Source organism: Serratia sp. Ae19-1, from assembly GCF_059801225.1.
Genome location: NZ_JBCHWD010000008.1, coordinates 180,539 through 192,353 on the forward strand (window position 1 = coordinate 180,539; position 11,815 = coordinate 192,353).

At 63.1% G+C, this 11,815-nt stretch carries 11 protein-coding genes; 5 read left to right on the top strand and 6 right to left on the bottom strand.

Translation table 11 applies throughout. The features are described 5' to 3' along the window. The first annotated feature begins 9 nt into the window (after positions 1–9). On the top strand, positions 10–816 hold the full coding sequence (locus AAIE04_RS21180; RefSeq protein WP_004936408.1) for an ABC transporter ATP-binding protein: 807 nt from the start codon (positions 10–12) through the stop codon (positions 814–816). A gap of 28 nt (positions 817–844) precedes the next feature. Here AAIE04_RS21180 and AAIE04_RS21185 read toward each other — a convergent pair whose 3' ends face one another. The 3 genes from AAIE04_RS21185 to budA form a co-directional block, all read right to left on the bottom strand. Continuing rightward, positions 845–2,431 carry an ABC transporter substrate-binding protein gene (locus AAIE04_RS21185; RefSeq protein ID WP_019453834.1) on the bottom strand — a complete coding sequence of 529 codons (1,587 nt, stop codon included), beginning with the start codon at positions 2,429–2,431 and terminating at the stop codon, positions 845–847. 140 nt (positions 2,432–2,571) lie between these two features. Then, positions 2,572–4,257 carry an acetolactate synthase AlsS gene (gene alsS / locus AAIE04_RS21190; RefSeq protein ID WP_074055754.1) on the bottom strand — a complete coding sequence of 562 codons (1,686 nt, stop codon included), beginning with the start codon at positions 4,255–4,257 and terminating at the stop codon, positions 2,572–2,574. Between the two features lie 32 nt (positions 4,258–4,289). Then, complete coding sequence (gene budA / locus AAIE04_RS21195) at positions 4,290–5,069, bottom strand: acetolactate decarboxylase (protein WP_004936416.1); 780 nt, start codon at positions 5,067–5,069, stop codon at positions 4,290–4,292. Between the two features lie 451 nt (positions 5,070–5,520). On the opposite strand from budA, the gene AAIE04_RS21200 reads away from it, so the two are divergent. Further along, positions 5,521–6,423 (top strand): LysR family transcriptional regulator, encoded by a 903-nt coding sequence (locus AAIE04_RS21200; protein ID WP_019453836.1) that lies wholly within the window; start codon positions 5,521–5,523, stop codon positions 6,421–6,423. On the opposite strand, the gene eutC is transcribed toward AAIE04_RS21200, so the two are convergent. Beyond that, a complete protein-coding gene (gene eutC / locus AAIE04_RS21205) occupies positions 6,402–7,193 on the bottom strand; it encodes an ethanolamine ammonia-lyase subunit EutC (protein ID WP_498577650.1) in 792 nt (263 codons plus the stop codon). The genes AAIE04_RS21200 and eutC overlap by 22 nt on opposite strands. Next, the gene (locus tag AAIE04_RS21210) at positions 7,190–8,575 is read right to left on the bottom strand and encodes an ethanolamine ammonia-lyase subunit EutB (protein ID WP_498577651.1); all 1,386 of its coding nucleotides are present in this window, start codon (positions 8,573–8,575) and stop codon (positions 7,190–7,192) included. Before AAIE04_RS21210 ends, eutC begins: the two co-directional genes overlap by 4 nt. Before the next feature lie 159 nt (positions 8,576–8,734). Between AAIE04_RS21210 and AAIE04_RS21215 the strand changes: the two genes are divergently transcribed. Both AAIE04_RS21215 and AAIE04_RS21220 read left to right on the top strand, forming a co-directional pair. Then, positions 8,735–9,283 (top strand): nucleotidyltransferase family protein, encoded by a 549-nt coding sequence (locus AAIE04_RS21215; protein WP_498577656.1) that lies wholly within the window; start codon positions 8,735–8,737, stop codon positions 9,281–9,283. 52 nt (positions 9,284–9,335) lie between these two features. Beyond that, complete coding sequence (locus AAIE04_RS21220; RefSeq protein ID WP_019453840.1) at positions 9,336–9,803, top strand: FlxA-like family protein; 468 nt, start codon at positions 9,336–9,338, stop codon at positions 9,801–9,803. Between the two features lies 1 nt (position 9,804). Here AAIE04_RS21220 and AAIE04_RS21225 read toward each other — a convergent pair whose 3' ends face one another. Continuing rightward, positions 9,805–10,725 (bottom strand): LysR family transcriptional regulator, encoded by a 921-nt coding sequence (locus AAIE04_RS21225; protein ID WP_019453841.1) that lies wholly within the window; start codon positions 10,723–10,725, stop codon positions 9,805–9,807. Positions 10,726–10,822: 97 nt separating this feature from the next. On the opposite strand from AAIE04_RS21225, the gene AAIE04_RS21230 reads away from it, so the two are divergent. Next, positions 10,823–11,815, top strand: a complete 993-nt coding sequence (locus AAIE04_RS21230) for a bile acid:sodium symporter family protein (protein WP_498577652.1) — start codon at positions 10,823–10,825, stop codon at positions 11,813–11,815.

Genomic DNA, 11,815 nt, shown 5'->3' on the forward strand with positions numbered 1-11,815 from the left:
GATAATGCCATGAGCCACCGCCTGCACGCCTCGCATCTGAAGCTGGGCTACGACAATAAAATCATCGCTGACGATCTGAGCGTGGCGATCCCCGACGGCGCCTTCACGGTGATCGTCGGGCCGAACGCCTGCGGAAAATCGACGCTGTTGCGCGCCCTGTGCCGCCTGCTGAAACCCAGCGCCGGCGAGGTGATGCTGGACGGCAAGAACATCAGCAGCTTCGCCACCAAGGCGCTGGCGCGCGAGCTTGGCCTGCTGCCGCAAACCTCGATCGCGCCGGACAGCATCACCGTGGCGGACCTGGTGTCGCGCGGCCGCTATCCGCACCAAAGCCTGCTGAAACAGTGGACGCAGGCCGACAAACAGGCGGTGGAAGCCGCAATGGCGGCCACCAACGTCAGCCAACTGGCGGACCGCAGCGTCGACGAGCTGTCCGGCGGGCAGCGTCAGCGCGTCTGGGTGGCGATGGCGCTGGCACAGCAAACCCCGCTGCTGCTGCTGGATGAACCGACTACCTATCTGGACATCGCACACCAGATCGAGCTGCTGGATCTGTTCCGCCAGCTCAACCGCGAGCGCGGTCAAACCCTAATCGCGGTGCTGCACGATCTCAACCACGCCTGCCGCTATGCCGATCACATCATCGCCATGCGCGACGGCAAGATCGTGGCGGAAGGGAAACCGGCGGAGATCATCACCGCCGAACTGGTGGAGCGGGTGTTCGGCATGCCGTGCATGATCATCGACGATCCGCTGTCCCACACGCCGCTGGTGATCCCGCGCGGCCGCTACCACTGCGACGCGCCGCAAGCATGAAAAAGGCCGGGTTAACCCGGCCTTTTCGTTATTTTTCCAGCGACACCTGCTTGAAGATGTGTTTGCCGAACGGGTCGATTTCGTAGCCTTTTACTTCCTTCCGCACCGGTTCGAAGATAGTCGAGTGCGCGATCATCAGCGCCGGCATCTGATCGTGCATCATCACCTGCGCCTGCTGGTACATCGCGACCCGTTTGGCGTGATCGTTCTCTTCGCGCGCCTGCAGGATCAGCTGGTCGAACGGTTTGTAGCACCATTTCGCCGAGTTGGAGCCGCCGAGCGAAGCGCAGGTGAACAGCGGGCCGAAGAAGTTGTCCGGATCGCCGTTGGCGGTGGTCCAACCCATCAACGCGGTCTGGTGTTCGCCGTTTTTAATCCGCTGCAAATATTCGCCCCACTCGAAGGTGACGATGTGGGCGCGCACGCCGATTTTGGCCCAGTCGGCCTGAATCATCTCCGCCATGCGCTTGGCGTTGGGATTATAGGGCCGCTGCACCGGCATCGCCCACAGATCGATGTCGAACCCCTGGCCCAGCCCGGCCTCCTGCAACAGCTGCTTCGCCCGCTCCGGCGAATACGGATAGTCTTCAAGCTGCGCGTTGCTACCCCATTGGGTCGGCGGCAGCAGGTTCTTGGCCGGCTGGCCGGCGCCGTGGAACACCGCGTCGATGATCGCCGGTTTGTTGACCGCCAGCGCCAACGCCTGGCGCACCTTGACGTTATCCAACGGTTTCTTCTGGGTGTTGAAGGCCAGGAAGCCGATATTCAAGCCGGATTTTTCCATCACCTGGATGTTGCCGTCCTGCCGCATGCGCGCCAGATCCGCCGGATTGGGGAACGGCATCACCTGGCACTCGTTTTTTTGCAGCTTGGCGTAACGCACCGCCGCATCCGGCGTGATCGAGAACACCAGCCGGTCTATCTGCGGTTTGCCTTCCCAGTAGCGATCGAACGCCTTGTAGAGGATTTTCGCGTCCTTCTGGTACTGCACCAGTTGGAACGGCCCGGTGCCGATCGGATCGTTGTCCACCCGCTGTGGCGTGCCGGCCTTCAGCATCGCGTCGGCATATTCCGCCGAAAAAAGGGTGGCGAAGTACATGCCCAGATCGGCGACGAACGGCGCCTCGGCGCGGGAGAGCTCAAAGCGCACGGTGTGGTCGTCCACCTTGACGATCCGGTCGATCAGCGTACCGAACTCCATCGACTCGAAGTTGGTGTAGGCGCCGTTGGAGACGTTGTGATAAGGGTTGTTGGCGTCCTTCTGGCGCATAAACGAGAAGATGACGTCGTCGGCGTTGAAATCGCGGGTGGGCGTAAAATATTTATTGCTTTGGAATGCCACGCCCTTGCGCAGATGGAAGGTATAGCGCTTGCCGTCCTCGCTCACCTCCCAGCTTTCCGCCAGGCTGGGTTGCAGCTCGACGGTGCCGGGTTTGAAATCCACCAGCCGGTTGTAGATCGCCGCTGAACTGGCGTCTACCGTGGTGCCGGAGGTGAACAGCTGCGGGTTGAAGCCTTCCGGTGAGCCTTCGGAACAGTAGACCAGCGTATTGGCCCGCGCGCCGCCGGCAATCGCCAACGCCAGCAGCCCGATCGTTATTGCTTTTCTTTTCATTGCGCTATCCCCAGTGGTGAAAAAACAGCCCAACGGATAGCAATAAATCATGCAGTTAGCGATGTAAAGGACAAATTCCGCGCATAAAAACGGGCAGGCGCGCAAGCGGCCTGCCCCGGTGAAACCGCGCGATGATGAAATTAAATCATCTGGCTGAAGTTCATCTGCGCCATCAGCTTATAGTTGTCGGCGTAGTCGACCGGAATGGCCACCACCACCGGCCCCTGGATCTCCATCGCCTTGCGCAGCATCGGCCGCAGATCGTCCACCGACTGTACGGCGAAACCGACCGCGCCGCAGGATTCCGCGTAGGCCTTGAAGTCAATCGGCCCGAACTCCACGCCGGATTTGCGCTGGTATTTGTTCACCTCCTGCATCTCCACCATGTTGTAGGCGTTATCCACCCAGATGACGTGCACGATGTTGTTTTTCAGCCGCACCGCGGTCTCCAGCTCCATGCTCGACTGCATGAACCCGCCGTCGCCGGAGATCGACACCACCTTGTCGCCGGGGCGCACCAACGCCGCGCCAATGGCCCACGGCAACGCCACCCCCATGGTTTGCTGGCCGTTGGAGATCAACAGCTGGCGGGCGCGGAAGCTGTAAAGATAGCGGGCGATCCAGATGTGGAAGCTGCCCATGTCCACGCACAGCGTCACGTCGTCGCTGACGATGTCCTGCAGCTCCTTGACGATGCGCAGCGGGTGGATCGGCATACCGCCGCGCCGCGCGGCGCGCTCCGCCAGTTCAGTGCGTTGACGGCCGAGATCGGTGAGGATCAGTTCCACCTCGGGCGGCACGCAGACTGCCTCACTGAACGCTTCGGTCATCATGTTCAGCGTGGCGCTGATGTTGCCCACCAGCTCGACGTCCGGACGATAACAGGTATCGATATCCGCCGGCAGCACGTCGAGATGCACCAGCTTCAGCCGCCCGTGGCTGTTCCACATGCAGGGATCGTATTCGATCGGATCATAGCCGACGCTCACCACCAGATCGGCCTTCTGCAGCAACTGATCGGCCGGCTGGTTGTTGAACAGACCGACGCGGCCGGCAAAACGGGCGAAGTGATTGACGTCGATCACCCCCGCCGCCTGATAGGTGCCGACCACCGGCATATGGGTGCGGTACAGCAGATGGCGCACCGCCTCGCTGTTCTCTGGCCGGCTGGCCTGCAAACCGAGCAGCAATACCGGGCATTTGGCCTGGCGGATCAGCTTCACCGCCGCCTGAATGTCGTCCGCCGCCGCGGCCCCCATGCGCGGCAAGCGGCAGCCGGCCAGCACCGGCGCCGTGACCGGTTCATTGACGATATCCATCGGCAGGCTGACGAACGACGCCCCCGGGCGGCCGAACTCGGCGCGGCGGAAGGCGTTGGCGATCACCTCGGAAATCGCCGAGCCGGCGTGCACTTCGGCGCAATACTTGGTCACCGGCCGGAACATGCTGACGGTATCCATGCTCTGGTGCGTCTGCTTCAGGCTGTCGGCGCGCTTCACCGCTCCGCCGAAGGCCACCACCGCATCCCCTTCCGAGGTGGCGGTGGCCAGCCCGGTGATCAGGTTGGAACTGCCCGGCCCGGAGGTGACCAGCGCCACCCCGGCCTTGCCGGTCAGGCGGCCGACCGCCGCCGCCATAAAGGCCGCGTTGGCCTCATGCCGCACCACCACTGTTTCGATCGACGGTGCGTCCTCCAGCGAATCGAACACCCGGTCTATCTTGGCGCCCGGAATGCCGAAAACGTGTTTGACGCCCTGCGCTTCCAGGTTTTTCACCACCAAATCGGCGCCGCATTGCCAGTCATTGCCTGTTTTTTCCTGTGCCATGGTTCCACCTCCTAAGAAAACGATCGCCGGGGTTAGCCCTCGGCGGAACGAATCGCGCGGTCCAAATCCTCTGGGCAGAGGTTGGCGCGCAAGAAATCCGCATCATGCGGCAACTGAAGATTGAGACGGGTGATGACGCCGAACTGCAGGCGGCCGTGATCGAGCTGGTAGTCCAGCACGTGGCCGCCGCCGCTGCGGTCGTCGGTAACGAAATGTTCGTGATAGCCGGCCACGCCGATGCCCTGCATGTAATCCGGCGAGCGGAAGCCGACCAGCGTGCCGCGCCGCTGATGAAACGAGAAGGTCGGCTGCTCTTCTATCGCTTCCAGCATCGGGCGATAGGGCCGTTCCTGACGCGGCACGGTGCGGGTTTCCACATGGCTGAACTCGCCATCAACCCTTACCGCGCAAAACAGGTTCGGCGAGGCGACCTGCTCGTCGATGCACTGGTGCAGCTGCGCCTTGGTGATTGGCCGGTCGAACTGCTGGCTGATGCTGGGCTGGAAAAAGGTGACGACGGCGAAAGGGGTTTTCTGTTGCAGACCGGCTGGGCGGGCGCTGCCGTCGGCGCGCAGCTGGTGTATTTCCTGGTCGAAGGCGATCAGTTCGCCATCCAGATGATTGAAGGTGCCGAGGCCGAAATCGCCGTGTTTGAGCAGCTCGGCAATGGTGGTTTCGCCCTCGTAGACCCCGTCAATGAGCGCGCTCATCAGCGAGATTTGATAGATTTCGCCCTCCCCGGCGTTGATCGACTGCCTGGCGAAACCCTGCGCCAAATGGCGCGCACAGGAACACCCGTGTTTTTCGTTCATGACTAACTCCTCCACCAGCGCGGAATCGCGGTTCCGCGCGTTCAAAAGACCCACCGGCGGTGAGCCAAGATGCCGCCCAGGTCGCGTTCATCAGTTGGAACGATTCAGCCTGAGGCGACAAAAAAACCGGCACGGCTGGCCGGCCGATATCCAGAACTCACGGCATAATGTGTGACAGTAAAGGCTCACTAATCATTAATACCGAGTCGGATATCAAATTGAACGGTTAATCTGGTGTTGGAGCGACAATCAACTCCGCAGGCGGCTCGTGCAGCCTGGGAAAAACATCTGTTATTTAGTGCTAAGCGCCGCGAGGTTTATGCGTTTTCTCTCTATACGGCCGGGATGCGGCGGCGTTGAAGCCCGTCGTCAACCCGCAGCCAGAGTAGCCGCAGCGCCGCCGACAGAGAAGCGGGTATTCATAAGAAACGCTTTTGCATATAATGCAAAAATGAATGACGCCCGTTATGTTGAACATCTACCGATCTTTCTCGACGTGGCCCGCCTGGGCAGCTTTTCCGCCGCCGCACGCCGGCTGGGCATGGTGCCCTCCTCGCTGGTGCGCCATATCGACGCGCTGGAAAGCGCGCTCGGCGCCGCGCTGTTCGTCCGCTCCACCCGTGGGCTGCTGCTGACCGACGCCGGCGAGCTGCTGCTGACGCGCGCCGCCGCGCTGATGACGGACATTACCGGTATTCACGCCGAGCTGAGCGCGTTGAACGAAACGCCGCAGGGCACGCTGCGCATCAGCTGTCTGCCGACCTTCGGCAAAACCTATGTGTTGCCGTTGCTGCCGACGCTGACGGAGCGCTATCCGCAGCTGTGGATCGATCTCGATCTGACCGAACGCCAGACCGATCCGACGCAGGAACCGCTGGACGCCGCCATCCGTATCGGCGAGCAGAAGGACAGCGCGCTGTACGCCAGCCGTATCGCCACCCAACGCTGGGTTATGTGCGCCAGCCCCGCCTACGTCGCGCGCTATGGTCTGCCGACCGATCTGGAGGCGCTGCCGCAGCACCGGCTGATCGCCCGCTACCACAAACAGCAGCCGGCCTGTTGGGCGCAGATCCTCGACGCGGCGCTGATGAGCCGCTGCACCATGGCGCTGCGCTGCGACGATTTCACCGCGCAGCGTCAGGCCGCGCTGCTCGGCCTGGGCATCGCTTTTCTACCCAACTGGGTGGTGGGGCCGGACGTGCAGAACGGACAACTGGTGCAGATGCTGGAAGATCCGCGCCATGAGCAGCAAGGCATCTACCTGCTGCGGCCGATGGCGAAGGTATCAGCCCGGCTGGCGGCCTTCACCGCCCTGCTGCAGCAAACCATCGGTCAGCCGCCCAGTTGGGCGTAAAGCGGCGTGACCCGATTGTGCAGCGCCGGGTTATCGCTCTCGTCCTTCAGCTCGATGCCGGTCAATCGCCGCTGAAACGCCTGCTCCAGCAGCCAGGCCAGGCGGAACGCCGCCTGCGGATAATCCAGCCCCTCAGGCCGCACATTGGAGATGCAGTTGCGCTCAGAGTCTCTTCTGTGCGAGTTCGGCTCCCAGGTCAAATAGACGCCCAGGCTGTCCGGCGACGACAGCCCCGGCCGTTCTCCGATCAGTACCGCCACCGCCCGGGCTTGCAGGCATTCGCCGATCTCATCCCCCAGCGCCACCCGCGCCTGATGCGCCAGCGCCACCGGCGCGACGGCCAGCCCCAGCGTCTCGAGATAGGGCAACAGCGCCTGCAGCAACGGCAGCGCCTGGCGATGCACCGCCTTGGAGGAGAGGCCGTCCGCCACCACCAGTAACAAATCGATGCGGCGCGGCGGCAGACCGAGCAGCAGGCTGCGGCTGTCCGGCGCCAGTCGCCGCCCCAGATCCGGCCGACGCAGGTAGGCGGCGCGGTCAGCAGCCTGGCTGCGCACCGCCAGCGAGGGCCAACCGGCCTCGTGCAGATCCGCCGCCAGCCGCTCGCTGTCGAAAGGCTGATGCACCGCGTCGCGCGCCTGGGCATGGGCCAGGCCGAAGCGCAGCAGCTCGTCGGTCGGCAGGCTGACGCCGGTGCGCCCCAGCGCGATGCGCGCATCGGTAAAGGCGCGCAGCGCGTCCCAGCTGTTGACGTGTACCGGTTTGCTCATGTGCGTTCTCCCTGCAGCGCCAGCAACAGCGGGTGATTGGCGGCGGCGTCGCGCAGCCGCCCGCGCTCGTCGGTGATGTTCATCGCCGCCAGCCAGGCGGCGAATTCCGGCGCGTGTTTCAGCCCCAGCAGCTCGCGGATATAAAGCGCATCATGGAACGAGGTGCTTTGGTAGTTAAGCATGATATCGTCCGCGCCCGGCACGCCGATCAGGAACGTCAGCCCGGCGGCGGCCAACAGCGTCAGCAAGGTATCCATGTCGTCCTGATCGGCTTCGGCATGGTTGGTATAGCAGACGTCGCAGCCCAGCGGCAGGCCGAGCAGCTTGCCGCAGAAGTGGTCCTCCAGCCCGGCGCGGATGATTTGTTTGCCGTCATACAGATACTCCGGGCCGATAAACCCCACTACGGTGTTGATCAGCAGCGGCGAAAAATGGCGCGCCACCGCATAGGCGCGCGCCTCGCAGGTTTGCTGATCGACGCCGTGATGCGCGTTGGCCGACAGGCAACTGCCCTGCCCGGTTTCGAAATACATCACGTTATCGCCCAATGTGCCGCGCTTGAGGCTCAGCGCCGCCTGCTGCGCCTCCGCCAGCAGTGCCAGACTGATGCCGAAACCGCGGTTGGCCGCCTCGGTGCCGGCGATCGACTGAAACACCAGATCCACCGGCGCGCCGCGCTCCATCAGCCGCAGCGTGTTGGTCACGTGGGTCAGCACGCAGGATTGGGTGGGAATGGCGAAGCGCTGGATCACGTCGTCCAACATGTAGTTGAGTTTTTCCAGCAGCGGCAGGCTGTCGCTGGCCGGGTTGATGCCGACCACCGCGTCGCCGCTGCCGTACAGCAGGCCGTCCAGCATGCTGGCGGCGATGCCCTGCAGGCTGTCGGTCGGGTGATTGGGCTGCAGCCGCACGCTGAGGTGGCCCGGCAGGCCGATCGTATTGCGAAAACGCGTCACCACCCGGCATTTCTTCGCCACCAGGATCAGATCCTGATTGCGCATGATCTTGCTGACCGCCGCCGCCATCTCCGGCGTTATGCCGGCGGCCACCTGCGCCAGCATGGTGCTGTCCGCCTGCTCGCTCAGCAGCCAGTCGCGAAAATCGCCGACCGTGAGGTGCGAGATGGGCGCAAAGGCGACGGCATCGTGGCTGTCGATAATCAGGCGCGTCACCTCGTCCTGTTCGTACGGCACCAGCGGCTGCTGCAGGAACACCTTAAGCGGCAGATCCGCCAGCGCGATGCGCGCCGCCATGCGTTCTTCGGCGCTTTGCGCCGCCACTTCCGCCAGATAATCGCCGGAACGCGCCGGCGAAGCCTTCGCCATCAGCTGGCGCAGGTCGCCGAAGCGATAGCCGCGTTGGCCCAACGTTGCCTGATACATAGCCCCCTCCCTTGCCCTGCGTGACGAGATACAAGCCCTGCACCAAGTGTAGTCAGCGGGAGAAGAAAATTATTTTGCCGGCGATCGCCGCCATCACGCTTCCCCCCATTTCGCCCGCCGCCGCTTCGGGTTACAGTAGCCGCGAAAACGGGAGGGATGATGGATCCGCAACGGCAAATTATCGAATGGCTGCAACAAGATAACGCTCGCATGGCGGCCCTGCGCACCGTGCGCAGGCTCGGCCTGAATGACTGGTGCCTCGGCGCCGGCTTTGTACGCAATCTGGTGTGGGACCGGCGGCATGGCTACGCCGTGACGACGCCGCTCAACGATATCGACGTGATTCATTTCGATGCGGAGCGTGCGCAGGCCGAACGCGATCGCATGCTGGAAGCGCGTTTGCAACAGTGGCTGCCGCAGCCGTGGTCGGTCAAGAACCAGGCGCGCATGCACCTACGCAGCGGCCGGGCGCCCTACCGCAACAGCGAAGAGGCCATCAGCTTCTGGACCGAAGTGGAAACGGCGATCGGCGCGCGCCTGAACGCCGACGACAGCATCACGCTGGTGGCCCCCTTCGGGCTCGCGGCGCTGTTCAACGACACCATCACCTTCAACGTGAAAAACGGCGACCGCGCCGCCTATGCCCAGCGGGTGCTCGACAAAGGCTGGCTGCTGCGCTGGCCGCATCTGCGGCAGGTAAAGATTTAGCCGCCGCTGCCGATACCCTGAACAGCGATATACCGACTCAGGGAGAGCATCCATGTCGACCACCATCACCATGATAGTACCGATCAAAAATACCGTTCCCGGCGTCAGCAACGTGTTCAGCGCGCCGGGCCATCAGGGCGAACTGCTGATGGCCAAACCGGTCAACAACCAGCCGCAAGGCGGCAAGATGGAGAAAAACGAACGCGCCAACGGCAATGACGAACCGGTCAACCTCAACGAAAGCCGCGCCTCGGCCCGCATCAAGGCGCTGAACCGGCAGATTCAGGCGCTGCAGCAAAAGTTGGTGGAGCTAAAGGACTCCGACGCCGATCCTAAGGAAATCGAAAAGCAGAAGCAGCTGATCGAAGCGCAGATCAAGATGTTGCAGGCAGAAATCGCCCGCATCCAGAAAGAAGAAATGGAAAAGCAGCAGCAGGAGCAGATGGCAAAAGCCGCGGCGCAATCCGGCGACGGCGTAAACCGCCCAACGCCGCTCAACGCTGTGGACGTCTATATCTGAGTCAATATTCCGCGTTTTCCTGCCGGCGCTGTTGCAGCAGCGCCGCCTGCTGACGCGCCACCTGCCAGATGGCCTCCGCCGCCGGCGTCAGCGAACGGTTCTTGCGCCGCACCAGCATCAGAGCACGGTTGATCTCCGGCACCAGCCGCCGCACCCGGAGCCGCCCCCCTTCCGGCAGCGGCAACGCCAACGCCGGGAAAATGCTGATGCCGATCCCCTCCGCCACCATCGGGAACAGCGTCGCCGGATGGCCGATTTCCTGCACTACCTGCGCCTCCACGCCCTGCTGTCTCAGCGCGCTGTCGATCAGCGGTCGGCTGCCCGACGCATAGTCCTGCAACACCAGGCGGCAACCGTTCAGCGCCGACCAATGTACCGCCTGTTGCGCCGCGAACGGATGATCGTCGCGGCACAGCAACAGGAACGGCTCGTGCAGCACCGCTTCGCACTCCAGATCCACCGCCTGTACCGGATCGACCACGATGCCGAAATCCACCTCCGCGTTGCGTACGCTGTGCAGCACCTGCTGCTGCGCCTGATCGCGCAGCATGATGCGGATCTCCGGGTATTCGCGCTCACCGGCGGCGATGCACTGCGGCATCAGATGGGCGGAAATGGTTTGGCTCGTCGCCACCCGCACCGTGCCGCTGCGCTGTACGCCAAAGCTGCGCGCATCCAGCAACGCGGCCTGCAGTTCGTCCAGCAGCCGCTCGACCCGGTTGGCCAGCCGCAGGCCGGCGTCGGTCAGCACCACTTCACGCGTGGTGCGATCCAGCAGGCGCACGCCGACCTCTGCTTCCAGCTCTTTCACGCTGTGGCTGACCGCCGATTGCGTCAGACCAATCGCCTCACCGGCGCGGCTGAAACTGCCGTGGCGGGCGATGGCGACGAACACCCGCAGCTGTTTGAGTGAGTAATTCATGTGTTTTATTCATATATGAATTAAATAAATCAATTTAATTATTATATGCCCAGGCGGGAGAATAGCCCCATCGATTTTCTACCCTGAGCGCACCGCCATGAGATTTCTGCCCGATCGTTTTACCCTGACGCTGATCGCCACCGTATTGCTGGCGTCGTTCCTGCCGGCGCGCGGCGAGTTCGTCGGCTGGCTCAACGCCCTGACCATCGCCGCCATCGCCCTGCTGTTCTTCATGCACGGCGCCAAGCTGTCGCGCGAGGCCATCCTGGCCGGTAGCAATAACTGGCGGCTGCATCTGTGGGTGATGTTCAGCACCTTCATCATTTTTCCGGCGCTGGGCATGCTGTTCGCCTGGTGGGCGCCGATCGACGTCAGCCCCGAGCTGTACGCCGGTTTCATCTACCTGTGCATCCTGCCCGCCACCGTGCAATCGGCCATCGCCTTCACCTCGCTGGCGGGCGGCAACGTGGCGGCGGCGGTGTGCAGCGCTTCCGCCTCCAGCCTGCTCGGGATCTTCGTGTCGCCGCTGCTGGTCGGCCTGCTGATGAATGTGCACGGCGATACCGGCAGCCTACGGCAGGTCGGCTCGATCGTGCTGCAGCTGCTGGTGCCGTTCGTCGCCGGCCACCTGCTGCGGCCGCTGATCGGCGGCTGGATCGAACGCCATCGCCCGCTGATCGGCAAAACCGACCAGACCTCGATTCTGCTGGTGGTGTACGCCGCCTTCAGCGAAGCGGTGACGCACGGCATCTGGCATCAGGTCGGGCTTGGTTCGCTGGCGTTTATCGTCGGCGGCAGCATCGTGTTGCTGACGATCGTGCTGGTGGTGAACACTTACATGGCGCGTTGGCTGGGGTTCAGCAAGGCGGACGAGATCACCATCGTGTTCTGCGGCTCGAAGAAAAGCCTGGCGAACGGCATTCCGATGGCCAATATCCTGTTTCCGGCGGCTCAGGTGGGGATCATGGTGCTGCCGTTGATGGTGTTTCATCAGGTGCAGTTGATGACCTGCGCAGTGTTGGCGAAGAGGTACCAGCGTAAGCGGCAGACGCAACAGGCGGTGCCCAACACACAGGCGTCGCGCGGGTAA